At 35.2% G+C, this 17,517-nt stretch carries 16 protein-coding genes and 1 other annotated feature; of the genes, 13 read left to right on the top strand and 3 right to left on the bottom strand.

From position 1 onward, the window contains the following. Positions 1-103: 103 nt before the first annotated feature. The 5 genes from LWE_RS11325 (at position 104) to gpmA (ending at position 6,039) form a co-directional block, all read left to right on the top strand. Positions 104-889 carry a GNAT family N-acetyltransferase gene (locus LWE_RS11325; RefSeq protein WP_011702977.1) on the top strand — a complete coding sequence of 262 codons (786 nt, stop codon included), beginning with the start codon at positions 104-106 and terminating at the stop codon, positions 887-889. A 63-nt stretch (positions 890-952) separates the two neighbouring features. Beyond that, positions 953-1,723 (top strand): Cof-type HAD-IIB family hydrolase, encoded by a 771-nt coding sequence (locus LWE_RS11320; protein WP_011702976.1) that lies wholly within the window; start codon positions 953-955, stop codon positions 1,721-1,723. Positions 1,724-1,831: 108 nt separating this feature from the next. Further along, positions 1,832-2,509 (top strand): Bax inhibitor-1/YccA family protein, encoded by a 678-nt coding sequence (locus LWE_RS11315; RefSeq protein ID WP_011702975.1) that lies wholly within the window; start codon positions 1,832-1,834, stop codon positions 2,507-2,509. Between the two features lie 148 nt (positions 2,510-2,657). Next, positions 2,658-5,258, top strand: coding sequence for an ATP-dependent chaperone ClpB (gene clpB / locus LWE_RS11310; protein ID WP_041176372.1), 2,601 nt, complete (start codon positions 2,658-2,660; stop codon positions 5,256-5,258). Positions 5,259-5,349: 91 nt separating this feature from the next. Beyond that, complete coding sequence (gene gpmA / locus LWE_RS11305) at positions 5,350-6,039, top strand: 2,3-diphosphoglycerate-dependent phosphoglycerate mutase (protein ID WP_011702973.1); 690 nt, start codon at positions 5,350-5,352, stop codon at positions 6,037-6,039. A gap of 85 nt (positions 6,040-6,124) precedes the next feature. Here the strand turns inward: gpmA and LWE_RS11300 are convergent, their stop codons facing one another. After that, complete coding sequence (locus LWE_RS11300) at positions 6,125-6,313, bottom strand: YjzD family protein (RefSeq protein ID WP_003763532.1); 189 nt, start codon at positions 6,311-6,313, stop codon at positions 6,125-6,127. A 325-nt stretch (positions 6,314-6,638) separates the two neighbouring features. Here LWE_RS11300 and LWE_RS11295 point away from each other — a divergent pair, with 325 nt between their 5' ends. From LWE_RS11295 to LWE_RS11275, 5 genes are all read left to right on the top strand, one after another. Then, positions 6,639-7,766, top strand: coding sequence for a GW domain-containing glycosaminoglycan-binding protein (locus LWE_RS11295; protein WP_011702972.1), 1,128 nt, complete (start codon positions 6,639-6,641; stop codon positions 7,764-7,766). Between the two features lie 114 nt (positions 7,767-7,880). Next, entirely contained in the window at positions 7,881-8,819 is a 939-nt protein-coding gene (gene fabH, locus LWE_RS11290; protein ID WP_011702971.1) for a 3-oxoacyl-ACP synthase III FabH, read from the top strand. Positions 8,820-9,022: 203 nt separating this feature from the next. Then, positions 9,023-10,264: a beta-ketoacyl-ACP synthase II gene (fabF, locus tag LWE_RS11285; protein WP_011702970.1), complete on the top strand. Its 1,242-nt coding sequence runs from the start codon at positions 9,023-9,025 to the stop codon at positions 10,262-10,264. A gap of 119 nt (positions 10,265-10,383) precedes the next feature. Then, the gene (locus tag LWE_RS11280) at positions 10,384-10,836 is read left to right on the top strand and encodes a MarR family winged helix-turn-helix transcriptional regulator (RefSeq protein WP_077904750.1); all 453 of its coding nucleotides are present in this window, start codon (positions 10,384-10,386) and stop codon (positions 10,834-10,836) included. Next, on the top strand, positions 10,820-11,236 hold the full coding sequence (locus LWE_RS11275; RefSeq protein WP_011702968.1) for an organic hydroperoxide resistance protein: 417 nt from the start codon (positions 10,820-10,822) through the stop codon (positions 11,234-11,236). The genes LWE_RS11280 and LWE_RS11275 overlap by 17 nt, the downstream gene beginning before the upstream one ends. Positions 11,237-11,286: 50 nt before the next feature. Here the strand turns inward: LWE_RS11275 and trpS are convergent, their stop codons facing one another. Next, the gene (gene trpS, locus LWE_RS11270; protein ID WP_011702967.1) at positions 11,287-12,282 is read right to left on the bottom strand and encodes a tryptophan--tRNA ligase; all 996 of its coding nucleotides are present in this window, start codon (positions 12,280-12,282) and stop codon (positions 11,287-11,289) included. 66 nt (positions 12,283-12,348) lie between these two features. Further along, positions 12,349-12,577: a binding site (T-box leader), on the bottom strand. Between the two features lie 42 nt (positions 12,578-12,619). Beyond that, positions 12,620-12,961, bottom strand: coding sequence for a DUF3899 domain-containing protein (locus LWE_RS11265; protein WP_011702966.1), 342 nt, complete (start codon positions 12,959-12,961; stop codon positions 12,620-12,622). A 624-nt stretch (positions 12,962-13,585) separates the two neighbouring features. Here LWE_RS11265 and LWE_RS11260 point away from each other — a divergent pair. The 3 genes from LWE_RS11260 to opp3C all read left to right on the top strand — a co-directional run bounded on the left by LWE_RS11260 (position 13,586) and on the right by opp3C (position 17,507). Next, positions 13,586-15,265 carry a peptide ABC transporter substrate-binding protein gene (locus tag LWE_RS11260; RefSeq protein WP_011702965.1) on the top strand — a complete coding sequence of 560 codons (1,680 nt, stop codon included), beginning with the start codon at positions 13,586-13,588 and terminating at the stop codon, positions 15,263-15,265. Positions 15,266-15,543: 278 nt separating this feature from the next. Continuing rightward, entirely contained in the window at positions 15,544-16,473 is a 930-nt protein-coding gene (opp3b, locus tag LWE_RS11255; RefSeq protein ID WP_011702964.1) for an oligopeptide ABC transporter permease, read from the top strand. Continuing rightward, the gene (gene opp3C, locus LWE_RS11250; RefSeq protein WP_011702963.1) at positions 16,473-17,507 is read left to right on the top strand and encodes an oligopeptide ABC transporter permease; all 1,035 of its coding nucleotides are present in this window, start codon (positions 16,473-16,475) and stop codon (positions 17,505-17,507) included. The genes opp3b and opp3C overlap by 1 nt, the downstream gene beginning before the upstream one ends. Positions 17,508-17,517 lie beyond the last annotated feature (10 nt).

Genomic DNA, 17,517 nt, shown 5'->3' with positions numbered 1-17,517 from the left:
TCCTAAGCTTTTTTGTGTGCGGCAAAATGGAAAAATTCAGGGCTTGACGAACCTAGTCAACTCACGTAAAATGAAGACAATTTTCCAAATAGGAGTGTGGCACATGATTAGAAAACTAACTGTATCTGATAATGAAGAAGTAATGGCACTTTTAAAACCCGAAGCAATCTTTAATTTATTTATTATTGGGGATATCGAAAATTTTGGTTATGAGAGTGATGTGCAAGATCTTTGGGGCGAATTCGATGCTGCGGGTAAATTACACGCATTATTACTTCGATTCGATACGTTTTTCTTACCTTATTCAAAAGACGCTAATTTTGATGCAAAAGCGTTCACAGAGATTATTACTAAACACGATAAATATGAAATTAGTGGTATTTCTCGTGTCACAAAAGAACTAGAACCATTTTTGAATGGACTTGAAGAAAAAAGACAACAGACTTATTTTTGCGAGTGCGAACATGTAAATCGGATTTCTGTTAATCAAGATGTCATCGTTCGAACAGCCGTTGCCGAAGATGTAGCTCCTATTATTGAAATGCGAAAACACATTAAAGAATTTGGTTCGCGCGGTGAAAATGAAGAATTAATTATTCGCCAAATTGAAAAAGGTGTTAAACGAATTTATTTTATTGAACAAGATCAAGAAGTGGTTGCTGTCGCAGAAACGTCTGCTGAAAATTCATTCTCAGCAATGATTACTGGTGTAGCGACAAGTGATGGATATAGACAACGCGGCTTTGCGAGTACGCTCCTGAAAAAATTATGTTGTGATGTATTGGCGGAAGGTAAGAAACCATGTTTGTTTTACGATAATCCAGTTGCGGGAGAAATATATCACCGCCTAGGATTTGAACATACAGGCGATTTCGTTATGTATAAATAGCCTTTACTTTACGTCGATATGATTGGTATGATGGATATATTATGTTAGTAAAGGATGAATAATGTGAAACCACGTGGAATTTGTTTTTTTGATATGGATGGAACACTTTTAAATAGCGAATCAAAAGTACTTGATAGTTCACTTATGGCATTAGATAAACTTCGAGAAAATAACATTATTCCAGTTATTGCTACTGGACGGACACTGATTGAAATAAGTCATCAAATGAAAATTACTGGCATTGAATCCGCAGTAATGATGAATGGACAAATGGCTATTTTTGAAGGAGAAAAAGTATACGAAGACTTGATTGATGCGGACTTACTGGGACGTTTGACAGAAGAAGCAAAATCACAAAATGTCGAAGTTTGTTACTATAATGATAAAAGAATTGGTGCAACAGCTGGTACGCCAGTCGTTAAAGCGCACTATGACTTTTTAGGGGAGCCAATGCCAGAAGTTAGACCTGACATGTATAAAGAAGAAACCATCAATATGGCACTTCTTTTACTTGAATCAGGCGATGACTATTTTCCAGAACGTTTTCCAGAATTACAATTTGTTCGCAATACACCATTTAGTAATGATGTGTTAAAAAAAGGTGGTTCTAAGGCAGTTGGTATTGCGAAACTACTTGAAGTAATGGGTTTTGAAGATGTTCCAACTTATGCTTTTGGTGATGGTATGAATGATTTAGAGATGTTTGGTGCAGTAGATTATGCCATTGCGATGGAAAACGCAGTACCGTTATTGAAAGAAAAAGCTACTTTTGTCACCAAAGACAACAACAGTGATGGAATCATGCTTGGCTTAAAACAATTTGACTTAATCTAAAGAAGTGCCTCTTGCGCTTCTTTTTTTAAATTCCAACGTAAGACCGATAGAATTGTAATGATTCTTTTGCTATAATTAAACTAATTAATTGGAAGAGGAGAAATGTTCATGAACGAAATCAACCACGCAACCGAACAAGTAAACACAGAGAAACGAACGAGTAAACAAATTATTATGCAAAAAATACTTAATTGGTTTGTATTTTCTTTGCTACTCGCATCAGTAGGTGCTGCGATTGGGAGTGAATTAAGTCCAGAACTTTATTTGCCACTTGTAATAATAGAAATAGCGTTACTTATCGCTTCTATTTTAGTACGTCGAAGTGAATCTATTAATAAAATTGTTGGATATCCACTTTTATTAGCATTTGCATTTGTTACTGGTTTGACGCTTGGACCAACATTAACATATTATTTTGGTGCGGGACAAGGTGCAGCAGTTCTTATGGCATTCGTTACAGCAGCGGTTACTTTTACAACGTTAGCTTTTGTTGGAGCCAAAATGAAAAAAGATTTATCCTTTATGAGTAGTGCGTTATTTGCAGCGATTATTATTTTGGTAATATTTAGCTTTTTAGGTGTCTTTTTACCATTGGGTTCTATGTTAACAACGATTATTTCAGCTGGTGGTACGATTATTTTCTCATTATATATTTTGTATGATTTTAACCAAATTATGAAACGTGATGTGGAACTTGCTGATGTACCAATGCTTGCGCTCACATTATATCTTGATTTCCTTAACTTATTCATGTTCTTACTTCGTCTATTTACAGGGCGTGACTAAGAACATAAGAAGATCTGCCAATCTAAAAATTGGTAGGTCTTTTTCTATAAAAAAAGATGGTTTTTGTTAGACAAAAGCAATTTAAAATTCTATAATAAAGTTAAGGTCAAAAAAGGTCAAACTTATCTTTTATAAGGAGGACGAATAAATGGATTTACAAAAATTTACGCAACAAGTCCAGCAAACAATTGCGGACGCGCAAAATCTAGCTATTGCATCAGAAAACCAAGAAATCGATGTTGCACACGTTTTTAAAGTATTATTAACAGAAAGCGACTTTGCAAAACGTGTATATGATGTAGCAGAAGTTGACGTGGACTCACTTCAAAAAGTAGTAGACGATAGTTTAAGAAAAATTCCAGTTGTTTCAGGTAGTGATGTTAACTACGGACAAGCAATGAGTGGATCGCTATTTCAATTAATGCGGGATGCGGAAAAAGAACAAAAACAATTAGAAGATGATTTTATATCAACGGAACATCTTATCCTAGCTGTAATGGACCAGAAGACAAGCCCAATAACAGCTGAACTAAAAAATCAACATAAAGCTAAAAAACAAATTAAAGAAGCAATTTTAAAAATCAGAGGAGGGAAAAAAGTGACTTCTCAAAATGCAGAGGAAAACTATGAAGCTTTAACAAAATATGGACGTGATTTGGTTGCTGAAGTTAGAAGTGGTAAACTCGATCCAGTCATTGGACGCGATGCAGAAATTCGCAACGTTATCCGAATTTTATCAAGAAAAACAAAAAATAATCCAGTATTAATCGGTGAACCAGGTGTTGGTAAAACTGCGATAGTAGAAGGATTAGCGCAACGAATTGTTAGAAAAGATGTCCCAGAAGGACTAAAAGATAAAACAATTATTTCACTTGATATTGGTTCCCTCATTGCGGGCGCTAAATATCGTGGTGAATTTGAAGAACGTTTAAAAGCAGTACTTCAAGAAGTAAAACAAAGTGAAGGTCAAATCTTACTGTTTATAGATGAAATTCATACGATTGTTGGAGCTGGTAAGACGGACGGTGCGATGGATGCTGGAAACATGTTAAAACCAATGCTTGCCAGAGGAGAACTCCATTGTATTGGCGCAACGACTTTAGATGAATATCGCCAATATATTGAAAAGGATGCTGCTCTTGAAAGACGTTTCCAAAAAGTACTTGTTCCAGAGCCAACAGTGGAAGATACAGTTTCCATTTTACGTGGTTTAAAAGAACGTTTTGAAATTCATCATGGGGTGAATATTCATGATAATGCTCTAGTTGCAGCAGCAAGTCTTTCTAATCGTTATATTACTGATCGTTTTTTACCGGATAAAGCCATTGATTTAGTGGATGAAGCATGTGCAACAATCCGCGTCGAAATTGATTCTATGCCAAGTGAACTGGATGAAGTGACACGAAAAGTAATGCAGTTAGAAATTGAAGAAGCTGCTTTAAAAGAAGAAAAAGATCCAGCAAGTGAAAGGCGTCTAGAAATGTTACAACGCGAACTAGCTGACTATAAAGAAGAAGCAAATAAAATGAAATCAAAATGGGAATCCGAAAAAAGCGAAATCAGTAAAATTCGCGAAGTCCGGGAACAAATCGATCATTTACGACATGAATTAGAAGAAGCAGAAAATAACTACGATTTAAATAAAGCTGCAGAACTTCGTCATGGTAAAATCCCAGCTGTTGAAAAAGAATTACTAGCATTAGAAACGGAAAATCGCGAAAAAACAGCACAAGAAGATCGGATTTTACAAGAAGAAGTTACAGAAAATGAAATCGCAGAAATAGTTGGTCGTTGGACAGGTATTCCAGTGACTAAATTAGTAGAAGGCGAACGTGAAAAACTGTTGAAACTAGCAGATGTTCTTCATCAAAAAGTAATCGGTCAAGATGATGCAGTGCAATTAGTTAGTGATGCAGTCCTACGTGCTCGTGCAGGCATCAAAGATCCAAAACGTCCAATCGGTTCTTTTATTTTCTTAGGGCCTACTGGTGTTGGTAAAACAGAATTAGCTAAAGCGCTCGCATATAATATGTTTGATTCTGAAGATCATATGATTCGAATTGATATGTCTGAATATATGGAGAAACATTCTGTATCAAGACTTGTCGGGGCTCCTCCTGGTTACGTTGGTTATGAAGAAGGCGGACAACTTACAGAAGCGGTAAGACGCAATCCTTATTCGATTGTCCTACTTGATGAAATCGAAAAAGCGCATCCAGATGTATTTAATATCCTTTTACAAGTGCTCGACGATGGGCGTATTACAGATTCTCAAGGTCGTTTAATTGATTTTAAAAACACGGTAATTATTATGACTTCCAACATCGGCTCTAATTTATTACTTGAAAGAACCGAAGAAGGAGAGATTTCACCTGAACTAGAATCGGATGTTATGCAAATTTTACAAAGTGAGTTTAAACCAGAATTTTTGAATCGGGTTGATGATATTATTCTATTTAAACCACTTACACTTGCTGATATTAAAGGTATAGTTGAGAAGTTAGTAGAAGAACTTCAAATTCGCTTAGCAGATCAAGAAATTACTATTACTATTTCAGATGATGCGAAAGCCTTTATTGCTGAAGAAGCATATGATCCGGTTTATGGTGCACGACCACTTAAACGCTATATTGTGCGTCATGTGGAAACTCCACTTGCCAGAGAAATTGTATCTGGTAAAATCATGCCGCATTCTTCCGTTGAAATAGATTTACAAGAGAAAGAATTTACTTTTAAAGTCACAGAATAACACGGAAAAGGTTTGACTCTTTGTTCGAAAGGGAAAACTTTTTAGTGGATTAGTCGTTTAGCAAATAGACGAGAATGGAAGGATGAGGAAGATGAAATTAGTATTAATTCGTCATGGTCAAAGTGAATGGAACAAATTGAATTTATTTACAGGTTGGCATGATGTTGACTTGTCAGAAGAAGGCGTTGTAGAAGCAATGACTGCTGGGAAAAGGATTAAAGAAGCTGGCTTAGAATTTGATGTAGCTTTCACTTCCGTTTTGACAAGAGCTATTAAAACACTTAATTATGTTTTAGAAGAATCTGATCAAATGTGGGTACCAGTCAACAAATCATGGCGTTTAAACGAACGGCATTACGGAGCACTCCAAGGACTTAATAAACAAGAAACTGCTGAAAAATATGGTGCTGACCAAGTGCAAAAATGGCGTAGAAGTTATGATACGCTTCCACCACTTTTAGAAGAAAACGACGAAAGACAGGCTAAAAATGATCGCCGTTATCAATTACTAGATACACATGCAATTCCATCAGGCGAAAACTTAAAAGTAACTTTAGAACGTGTTATTCCTTACTGGATGGATACCATTGCTCCAGAAATTAAAGAAGGTCGCAGAGTAGTGATTGCAGCGCACGGTAATAGTTTACGAGCATTAGTAAAATTCCTAGAAGGTATTAGTGATGATGAAATAATGGAGTTAGAAATTCCAACGGGTGTACCACTTGTTTACGAATTAAATGATGATTTAAAACCAGTAAATAAATATTACTTGGACAAATAAAAAAAGCCTCTTTCCAGACAATGGAAAGAGGCTTTTTTTGAGCTGCACCTGAAAAGTGAGTTCTCGCTATCAGAAAGTTGGATGTTTACTTAAAGTCATAAACTTCGCTATCTTTAGGCATCAAGAAAGTGATTAAAATAATGAAGAAGGATAACCCTACTGTTAAAATAATAGCCCGCGTCATATCAAATGATACATATAACATGGAAGAAAGAACGAATTCTGCCATTAAAGAAAGTAAGAATACCCAAAACACAGTCACTACGTAACGCATCCTTACACCCCATTTCATCTATTTCATTATACATTTTAGCACATAAAAGTGGATTATCCAATCATATATTATTTGAAAATGGGATTATCATAAAACAAGAAGGAATTTACAAGTAAATAGAGAATATTAGTATAAAGGGAAAGCTAAGAGGAATGTCATAATTTTGTCAAATGTAAATAGGTTTGCGCAAACTCTTTTATAGAGCCATTCTATTTACTTTATGATAAATCTTTCATTGAAAAGTTAGTAAGCTCTCAGAATGAAAATGCTAGAATAAAGAAGGTTAAAAGAGACAGAACCGTTTAAATTGGGGGAACTAACTAATTTGGATAGGAAGTGCCAACTGATAATGAAAAAACAATTCACGCAGATTTTACTAGCAAGTGCTATCATAAGCTCAACTTTATTACCTTTTGCTCACGCAGGGGAAGCAGAAGCAAGCCAAACTGCAGTGAGTCAAGTAGGTATGAGCGTATCTCAACAACAATTTATTCAATCAATAGCAAATGATGCACAAGACTTACAAAAAGAAGAAAAAATATTAACAAGTGTTACTTTAGCGCAAGCCATTTTAGAGTCTAATTGGGGAAAAAGCGGTTTGTCCACTTCAGGTAATAACTTGTTTGGAATTAAAGGTAGTTATGAAGGCAACTCAGTTTCAATGGGTACACAAGAATTTAGTAATGGAAAAGCATTTCATACACAAGCGAACTTCAGAAAATATCCAGATAAAAAAGCATCGTTAGTCGATCACGCACAACTTTTCGTAAATGGTGTATCCGGGAATGCCAATTTATATTCAGCTGTTATTGGAGAAACAGACTATAAAAAAGCAGCTTATGCCATTCAAGACGCTGGATATGCAACAGATCCTGCATACGCAGAAAAGCTAATTTCAACTATAAAAAATTATAATTTGGACAAATATGACCAAGTTTACGATACAGTGATTTCAACAGATAAACAACTTGCTTACGCCGAAATAACTAACTCAGGTACAGAAGCTTTATGGACAAAACCATACAATACTGAAGGCGTTAAGAAATACGGAAATGCAAAAGACTACCAAAATAAAACCTTAAGAATTACTAATAAATCTGTGACACAAAAAGGCACCTGGTATCAGCTGCAAGACCAAGGTAAAACAATTGGCTGGATAAATAGCAAAGCCGTAAATATTTTTTATACTTCTAAAAATGAAACTAATGTAAAACTAGATAAATATGTAACGGAATCAGAGCAAAAAATTTATGCTTACCCAGTAGAAGACAACTCTAAAGTAGTGGCAGCATTAAATGATTACAAAGGGAAAGAATTAGACATTGATCGCCGAGCTGATGTAAAAAATGAATATTGGTATCGAGTTACAAATGATGAAGGCAAAATCATTGGATGGTCTAAAGCAGGCGGTTTTGCTGAAAATAACCCTAATAAAGCACTTGAAGTAAAATAAAAGTTGCAATCCAATTGCGTAATTGCAGTTTCTCTGTTAAAATTAGCACCAGGTCATAAAAATATCCAGGAGAAGAACATTTATCCTGATGTAGTTTGATATGGAGGAGAACACATGAACGCAGGAATTTTAGGAGTAGGTAAATACGTACCTGAAAGAATATTAACAAATTTTGATTTAGAAAAAATGATGGAAACATCTGATGAGTGGATTCGTACTCGTACTGGAATTGAAGAGAGAAGAATTGCTCGTGATGATGAATATACGCATGATTTAGCATATGAAGCAGCAAAAGTAGCAATTGAAAATGCTGGACTTACACCAAATGATATTGATTTATTTATTGTTGCTACTGTAACGCAAGAAGCAACTTTCCCTTCCGTTGCAAATATTATCCAAGATCGCTTGGGAGCTAAAAATGCTGCTGGTATGGATGTAGAAGCAGCATGTGCCGGATTTACATTTGGTGTTGTAACTGCAGCTCAATTTATAAAAACCGGAGCTTATAAAAATATTGTTGTAGTAGGTGCAGATAAATTATCCAAAATTACTAATTGGGATGATCGTGCAACAGCGGTATTATTTGGTGACGGGGCAGGGGCTATTGTTATGGGACCTGTATCTGATGATCATGGTTTACTTTCTTTTGATTTAGGTTCTGATGGTTCAGGCGGTAAGTACTTGAATTTAGACGAAAACAAAAAAATCTATATGAATGGTCGAGAAGTATTTCGTTTTGCAGTGCGTCAAATGGGTGAGGCTTCTTTACGCGTGCTTGAACGTGCAGGGCTTGAAAAAGAAGATTTAGATTTATTAATTCCGCATCAAGCAAATATTCGTATCATGGAAGCTTCACGTGAACGGTTAAATCTTCCAGAAGAAAAACTAATGAAAACTGTTCATAAATACGGAAATACATCTTCCTCTTCTATAGCACTCGCATTAGTTGACGCAGTGGAAGAAGGACGTATTAAAGATAATGATAACGTGTTACTAGTTGGCTTTGGCGGTGGTTTAACATGGGGTGCTTTAATTATTCGTTGGGGTAAATAAACAATATACTTTACAAAGGAAGTTGCTTTAACGATTATTTTAGTTAGGGCAACTCTTCTTTATTTATGTTATAATAGAGCAGGCTTTTGGTTTATTTGTTTGTGCAATATTATTATTTTTAAATAAAGCCTTAATTTTATACTAGCTGCTGTCGTTTAGACAGAAGTTGTTTTTTATGAAATGCAAAATAAGGAGATGAGTAAATGGATAAAAAAAGAGTAGTTGTTACTGGTATTGGAGCTGTCACACCAATTGGAAATGATGCAGAAACTTCATGGGAAAACGCTAAAAAAGGTGTCAATGGTGTTGCTGAAATGACAAGACTTAATCCGGATGATTTTCCGGTTAAAATTGCAGCAGAGTTAAAAGACTTTGATGTCGAAAAATATTTAGAAAAAAAAGAAGCTCGTAAAATGGACCGTTTTACCCATTATGCAATCGCAAGTGCTGAAATGGCTGTTCAAGATTCAGGCTTAGTTATTGATGATTCTAACGCAAACCGTGTTGGTGTTTGGATTGGGTCAGGAATCGGTGGAATGGAAACTTTTGAAACACAATTTGAAGTATTTTTAAATCGTGGACATCGTCGAGTTAGTCCATTTTTCGTACCAATGATGATTCCAGATATGGGATCAGGTCAAGTTTCTATTCGATTTGGGGCGAAAGGTATTAATTCTACAACAGTAACAGCGTGTGCAACTGCTACAAACTCTATTGGTGATGCCTTTAAAGTTATTGAACGTGGAGATGCGGATGCGATGATTACTGGTGGAGCAGAAGCGCCGATTACAAAAATGTCGCTAGCTGGATTTACTGCGAATAAAGCTTTGTCATTAAATCCAGATCCAGAAACAGCATGTCGCCCATTTGATAAAGACCGTGATGGCTTTATTATTGGTGAAGGTGCTGGGATTGTTATTTTAGAAGAGTACGAACATGCAAAAGCTCGTGGCGCTAAAATTTATGCAGAAATAGTTGGTTATGGTGCAACAGGTGATGCATACCATATTACTGCCCCCGCTCCAAATGGTGAAGGTGCTGCACGTGCAATGAAAATGGCCATTGATGATGCAGGACTTACTCCTGATAATGTTGATTATATTAACGCTCACGGAACGAGTACTCCATACAATGATGAATACGAAACACAAGCAATCAAAACTGTATTTGGTGAACATGCGAAGAAATTAGCCATCAGTTCTACTAAATCAATGACAGGACATACTTTAGGTGCGTCCGGTGGAATTGAAGCTATTTTCGCTCTTTTAACTATTCGTGATAATGTTATTGCACCAACTATTCATTTGAAAAACCAAGATGAAGTTTGTGACTTGGATTATGTGTCAAATGAAGCGCGTGATGCTAAAGTTAATGTAGTAATGTCTAATTCTTTTGGCTTTGGTGGCCATAATGCGACATTAGTATTTAAAAGAATAGAAGACTAAAATAATCAATAACCTTACTTCTAAAATAGGAGTAAGGTTTTTTTTGAGCAAAAAACTAGCTTTATTTAATAAAGTTTTATAAAATTAAATTGTACACAACTTAAAAGGAGGAGAACATGTTGGACACGAACATGCGCATATTAGAAGAGCAGCTTTGTTTTTCTGTCTATAATGCATCTAAACAATTTACCAAGCTTTATCGTGAAGCCTTAGAGCCTTTTCAACTTACCTACCCTCAATATATTACGCTATTAGTATTATGGGAAAAGGATAAACAAACGGTCACTGAACTTGGGAAAAGATTGGCTCTAGATAGCGGGACTTTAACACCTATGTTAAAACGGATGGAGCATTTAGGATATGTAACACGGATTCGTCATGTGGAAGATGAACGTCGTGTATATATTGAACTGACAGAAAAAGCGATGGAAATACAACCAGAAGTATTGCAAAGCGTGGACAACTGCCTTCAATTACTAGGTTTCGAGGAACAAGATTTCACACAATTACTTACTAGAATACAAGCATTAACTAATCAATTAGGAGGAATAGGAAATGAAAAAACTTTATGAAACAACTGTTATTAACACTGGTGGAAGAAGCGGTGAAGTACATTCACTAGATAATGTATTTTATTTTGATATCTCAGCGCCAACTGAACTTGGTGGAGACGGCGGCGGTGGAACAAACCCAGAACAATTATTTGCAGCAGGATACGGGGCTTGTTTTAATAGTGCGTTAGAATTAGTACTTGGTAAAGCTGGAATTGATGCGAAAAGTACAGTTACAGCCACTGTTAGTTTATATAGCGATCCTGAAGATAATGGCTTTAAAATTGGTGTAGTATTAGAAGGTACAATCGAAGGACAAGATAAAGAAAAAACAGAAGCTCTACTTAAAAAAGCACATGAAGTTTGTCCATATTCCAAAGCAACACGTGGTAACATTGATGTGGAAATCAAAGTAGGTTAATTAAAATTTTAAAAAGGGATTACTTGGATAACCAGGTAATCCCTTTTTTGTTATTTTCTGCGTTTGCGGCCTAGTCCTATGCCGTTTTCCATTTTCTTCAGTGTTTTATTAGCTACTTTTGCTGCTTTTTCTGCTCCAGCATCTAAAATATTATCCAATTCTTCAGATTCTAAGTAAGCGTAATATTTTTCTTGAATTGGTTCAAGTTCTGCAACCACTAATTCTGCTAGATCTGTTTTAAAATCACCATAACCTTTACCAACATATTTTTCTTCAATGCTAGCGATTGTTTCTCCAGTTACAACAGAATATATTGTGAGTAAGTTGGAAACACCAGGTTTTTCTTCTTTATTATATTCAATAATGCCACTGGAATCTGTCACTGCGCTTTTAATTTTTTTTCTAATAGTTGCGGGTGGGTCAAGTAAGAATATGGCATTTTTTAAATTAGCATCTGATTTACTCATTTTTTTAGTTGGATCTTGAAGGGACATGACTCTAGCCCCTTGTTTAGGAATGAAAACTTCTGGCATTGTAAATATATCAGCATGTTTTTTATTGAATCTATCTGCTAAATCACGTGTCAGTTCAATATGTTGCTTTTGATCTTCGCCTACAGGTACTAAATTCGTTTGATAAAGTAAAATATCGGCAGCCATTAGTGGAGGATAAGTCAAAAGTCCAGCACTAACGCCAGCCTTACCATCTGATTTATCTTTAAACTGTGTCATACGTTCTAGTTCGCCAATATAGACGTTACATTGTAAAATCCAAGCAGCTTGCGCGTGTGCTGCAACTTCTGATTGAATAAATAATGTCGCTTTTTCTGGATTTAGTCCAACTGCTAAATAAAGAGCGGCAAGACTTCTAGTTTGCTCACGCAGCTTTAAGCGATCTTGCGGCACTGTTATAGCATGTTCATCCACAATACAATAAAAACACTCAAATTCATCTTGAAATTGCCCAAATTGCTTTAAAGCACCAATATAATTCCCTAAAGTTAGTTGTCCACTAGGTTGAATGCCGGAAAATATTACTTTTTTCATGTTTATTCCTCCAATTTTTTCACTGATTTGCGAAAATAAAAAACCGTCCATCCCAACATATAAAATGTTAGGGACGAACGGTTATCCGCGGTGCCACCCTAAGTACCATAAAGGCTCTTAGTAATAGAAAAATTTCTATTAAAGAAGATAACGGTCTTTAACCGCTGTTTGCTACTAGCTTTCACAAACAGTCCTCAGAAGTCCATTCGACTTTGCGCTTTATCTGTTTCCACCAACCACAGACTCTCTATTATAAAACTACAAAGTGTACTATTCTTCTTATTAACGCATCAGTTATATTACTTTTATTTTAGCAGTTCACAAAACCTCTTGTCAATTATAAAAAGATAAACAAAATACTTGAAAGCATAACAAGAAGGGCGCTAATCAAAATACCTGCATATTGAAGCCCTACAAGTTCTGAAAGCAGCATATCCGAGAATTCAGTTTCTTCTTCCCGCTTGATTTTACGAGATAAATTGCGAAATCCATCATGAACTCTGTCTAAAAAACCACTTCGCATAATATAAACTAGCAAGCCAACTAACAAGGTGATTAACGAGACAAGGAAAGAAATATCTATATAACCCCTCAAGTTTAAACCTGTTTTTCCAAAAAGGAGTATACCAAAAATAATTGCTTCTTGAATAAGCGTATAAATAGTAATTCGTATAAACATATCTTCACCTCTAATTAAAATTCATAATTCACTTTATCACAATTCAAACAGAAACACTATATGATAGAAGGAACCTATCAATCAATGTTAGAAATTAGTACGATTTATGGAAAATAATTGCCAAACTGTCTTTACATATTATTAACAAAAAAATCCCATTATATCAACGTTTTTCGAATTTATTACAAAATTTAATTAAATTTTTGATATTTTTATCTAGACAACAGCCTAAAAAAAGTATATAAATATAATAATCCTTTAAATTTTAAAGGGGTTCGATATTTTTTTCTTATACAAAAAAGATGACTTCGTTGGATTTATACATAAGTGGCAAAGTTAATCGTAAATTTATCAATTTAAATGGTTATGTTTTCTGAAAACTTAATCAAAAGGTTTAGCAAAGTATACATAATTAATTCGAGTTATTGCAAAATAGAGGAAAGCGTAACAATCTCTGTTCAGAGTTTTCACGCAATTTCAATTTTGCCATAATATTTTAATAACTTGTATCTTTCATCCTTGTTTTCATTTATCTTGTAAAAATAATTTACAAAGCCAGAATTCTTAGAGTATAATAGGTATCGAAACAATTTTTCAGAAAAATAAAAAAGGGAGGTCTACTTAGTGAAAAAATCTAAATTATTTCTTACACTTGGATTAACACTATTACTAAGCTTAGTCTTGGTAGCATGTGGAGGCGGATCAGATTCTAAATCCGACGACAAAAAAGGCTCAGATTCAGGAAAAGCTTCAGGAGAGCAAGTACTTAACTTGACAGAAAGTGCATTAATTCCTTCTGCAGACAGCACAAAAGCGGATGACCAAGTTGGTTTAAACGTTGTAAACCAAACAAACGAAGGTCTATATGCGCTTAACAAAGATGGTATTCCTGCCATTGCAGGTGCTGCTGAAGAGCCAAAAGTTAGTGATGACAAAACAGTTTATACTATCAAACTTCGTGAAGATGCAAAATGGTCTAACGGAGACCCTGTAACTGCAAATGACTATGTTTACTCATGGCGTCGTGCAGTTGACCCTAATACTGCGGCAACATATTCTTACCTATTTGATGCAATCAAAAACGGTGGCGATATCGTAGCTGGCAAGAAAAAACCTGAAGAATTAGGAATTAAAGCAGTAGATGACTATACTTTAGAAGTTACTCTAGCTAAACCAACTGCTTATATTAACTCATTATTTGCATTCCCGACTTTCTTCCCACTTAACGAAAAATTCGTTACGGAAAAAGGCGAAAAATATGCACAAAATAGTGATAACATGTTGTTCAACGGACCTTTCGCACTTAAAGATTGGACTGGAACAAACAAAAAATGGACTTACGTAAAAAATGATAAATATTGGGATAAAGATAAAGTTAAGTTGAAACAAATCAACGTACAAGTTGTTCAAGACTCCGGTACTGGACTAAACTTATACAACACTGACAAAGTAGACCGTACAGTATTAAGTGCTGATTATGCGGCTCAAAACAAAAACAATAAAGATTACGTTACAGTGAATGATTCTTCCACTTTCTATATCAAATTTAACCAAAAACGTGCTGGCAAAGACACAGTATTTGCTAACAAAAATATCCGTAAAGCTCTAGCTCTTGCGATTGATAAACAATCGTATACTGATACAGTTCTTAAAAACGGTTCTAAACCTGCAAACAATCTTGTACCAGAAGGCTTCACTTTTGATCCAGGTAACAAAGAAGATTACACAAAAGAATCTGGTAAACATTTAGAATATGATGTAAAAGAAGCACAAAAAGCATGGAAAGCTGGTTTGAAAGAACTTGGAGTTTCCGAAATTACAGTTGAATTCACTAGTGATGATACTGAAAATGCAAGAAAATCTTCTGAATTCATTCAAGACCAACTACAAAAGAACTTAGACGGTCTTACAGTTAAACTTAAAAACGTTCCATTTAAAGTTCGTTTACAAAATGACCAAAACCAAGATTACGACTTCTCTATGAGCGGCTGGGGTCCTGACTATCAAGATCCATCCACTTTCTTAGATTTATTCGTAACTGATGGTGCACAAAACAGAATGAGTTATTCTAACAAAGACTATGACAAGATTTTAAATGATGCTTCTGTAACTTATGCAGCTGACGATCAAAAACGTTGGGATGAAATGGTTAAAGCAGAAAAAATCCTTCTTACGGATGATGTAGCTGTTCAACCACTTTATCAACGTTCTACTGCATACCTACAAAAAGACTACATTAAAAACTTGCAAAAAAATCCATTTGGTCCAGATTACACTTACAAAGAAACATACTTGACTAAATAAAATAATTAGTCTTTAAGAAATGCTTGACGGAAAGAGAGAGTATATTTCGATATGCTCTCTCCTTTTGCTGATGATTTTCATGTGTTATAATTAAAAATTAAAGTATCCCTTTCTAGTAATCTAGAAAACTAACATTCGAAAAATGAAGTTTTTTTCCTAACTAATTTGCTTTAATGCAATAAAAGTTTAGAAATGATGAAAAAGGCTCACTAAACTTGCGAATTTGGTTAGGAATAACTTTTTTATATATTAATTAATACTGGGAGGTGTAGAGATAGATGGTTAAATATACGTTAAAAAGAGTATTATATATGCTTATAACGTTATTCATCATTGCTTCGGTTACGTTTGTTCTTATGAAATTTTTACCTGGTACGCCTTACCGTAATCAGGAGAAACTATCTGACGAACAAATTCACATGATGAATGAAAAATATGGACTAAATGATTCAATTCCAGTCCAATACTTAAATTATATGACAGGTTTGGTAAAAGGAGACCTAGGTGTTTCTTTCCAACTTGATAATAGACCAGTGTCTGAGATTTTAGGTGCACTGATTGGTCCATCTGTCCAATTAGCACTGGAGGCAATGGTATTTGGTATTATATTCGGTATTATACTTGGGGTCGTAGCGGCCATGTATCAGAATAAGTGGCCGGATTATACGAGTACGTTTATAGCAATATTAGGTAAATCTGTTCCGTCCTTTGTATTTGCGACTGTATTGCAATACTGGCTTGGAGCAAAACTTCAAATTTTCCCAGTAGCTGGATGGGGTACGTTTGCAGATACTATTCTGCCTTCATTCGCTCTCGCAATGTTCCCACTTGCGACCGCAGCTCGTTTCATGAGAACGGAATTAATCGATGTTTTTGCATCTGATTATGTTTTACTTGCAAAAGCAAAAGGGAATAGCAGAACAGAAGTAGCAGTAAAACATGCGATTCGTAACGCCCTTATTCCTTTAATTACAGTTTTAGGACCATTATCGGTTGCACTGATGACTGGTTCTCTAGTTATTGAAAATATTTATAGTATTCCGGGTATTGGTAGTCAATTCGTTTCTTCTATTCAAATGAACGATTATCCAGTTATCATGGGTACTACACTATTGTTTGCTGCTATGCTTGTATTTGTTATTTTAGTAGTAGATATTCTTTACGGATTGATTGATCCACGAATCCGTGTGTCTGGAGGTAGAAAATAATGGCAGAACATAAAATAGCTAAAGAAAGATTCCAGCCAGCACACATTCTTGATGCAGAAGCAGAAAAAATTAGTCGTCCAAGTTTGACGTTTATGCAAGACTCTTGGCTTCGTATTCGTAAAAATAAAGCGGCATTAGTTTCGCTTATTGTACTAGCACTTGTTATTATCATGGCAATTGTTGGTCCTTATTTGTCACAAAACTTAGGACCAAAAAATGATATTAATAGACAAATTACAGAAAATGCTAGTCTTCCTCCAAAAGTTCAAGGTTTTGATAATATGCCATTTTGGAATGGACATCAATCCATTGGCGGAGAAGATGTTGATATTTACAAACAAAATAATATTAAAGAGGGTACTTACTACTGGCTAGGTAGTGATACGCTTGGACGTGACCAATTTGCTCGTATTTGGGCTGGTACACGTGTATCTCTTATTATTGCTGTGGTTGCTGCACTATGTGATTTAATCATTGGTGTAACTTACGGTTTGATTTCTGGATATGTTGGAGGACGAGTAGATAACTTCATGCAACGTGTTCTTGAAATTATTGGTGCAATTCCAAACTTAGTTGTTGTTATTTTAATGATGTTAATACTTGATCCAGGGATTGTCTCAATTATCATAGCAATCGCAATGACAAGTTGGATAACGATGGCCCGGGTTGTCAGGGGACAAGTCTTAAAACTTAAAAACCAAGAATTTGTTATGGCTTCCATGACGCTAGGAGAATCCACTCCTAAAATTCTTATAAAGCATTTAATACCAAATATTTCTGGGATTATTATCATTAATATCATGTTTAGTATTCCTAGTGCGATTTTCTTTGAAGCCTTTTTAAGCTTTATTGGTCTTGGTCTTCCAGCACCAGCAGCTTCTCTTGGTGTCTTGGTAAATGATGGATATAAAACATTACAAGTATTACCGTATATGATTCTGTATCCATGTATTGTACTTTGTATCATTATGATTGCATTTAACCTAATTGCAGATGGCTTGCGTGATGCCTTCGATCCTAAAATGCGCGACTAAAAGAGAGGTG

It is taken from the genome of Listeria welshimeri serovar 6b str. SLCC5334, assembly GCF_000060285.1.
Lineage (GTDB): Bacteria > Bacillota > Bacilli > Lactobacillales > Listeriaceae > Listeria > Listeria welshimeri.
Note: the sequence above shows the minus strand (reverse complement) of the source record. Positions and strands in the feature narration are given on the sequence as shown.

What these genes read in the sequence shown, in the direction of transcription:
- LWE_RS11325 (WP_011702977.1), top strand. Translation starts at nt 104, where the DNA reads ATGATTAGAAAACTAACTGTATCTGATAATGAAGAAGTAATGGCACTT.
- LWE_RS11315 (WP_011702975.1), top strand. Translation starts at nt 1,832, where the DNA reads ATGAACGAAATCAACCACGCAACCGAACAAGTAAACACAGAGAAACGA.
- clpB (WP_041176372.1), top strand. Translation starts at nt 2,658, where the DNA reads ATGGATTTACAAAAATTTACGCAACAAGTCCAGCAAACAATTGCGGAC.
- gpmA (WP_011702973.1), top strand. Translation starts at nt 5,350, where the DNA reads ATGAAATTAGTATTAATTCGTCATGGTCAAAGTGAATGGAACAAATTG.
- LWE_RS11300 (WP_003763532.1), bottom strand. Translation starts at nt 6,313, where the DNA reads ATGCGTTACGTAGTGACTGTGTTTTGGGTATTCTTACTTTCTTTAATG.
- fabH (WP_011702971.1), top strand. Translation starts at nt 7,881, where the DNA reads ATGAACGCAGGAATTTTAGGAGTAGGTAAATACGTACCTGAAAGAATA.
- fabF (WP_011702970.1), top strand. Translation starts at nt 9,023, where the DNA reads ATGGATAAAAAAAGAGTAGTTGTTACTGGTATTGGAGCTGTCACACCA.
- LWE_RS11275 (WP_011702968.1), top strand. Translation starts at nt 10,820, where the DNA reads ATGAAAAAACTTTATGAAACAACTGTTATTAACACTGGTGGAAGAAGC.
- trpS (WP_011702967.1), bottom strand. Translation starts at nt 12,282, where the DNA reads ATGAAAAAAGTAATATTTTCCGGCATTCAACCTAGTGGACAACTAACT.
- LWE_RS11265 (WP_011702966.1), bottom strand. Translation starts at nt 12,961, where the DNA reads ATGTTTATACGAATTACTATTTATACGCTTATTCAAGAAGCAATTATT.
- opp3b (WP_011702964.1), top strand. Translation starts at nt 15,544, where the DNA reads ATGGTTAAATATACGTTAAAAAGAGTATTATATATGCTTATAACGTTA.
- opp3C (WP_011702963.1), top strand. Translation starts at nt 16,473, where the DNA reads ATGGCAGAACATAAAATAGCTAAAGAAAGATTCCAGCCAGCACACATT.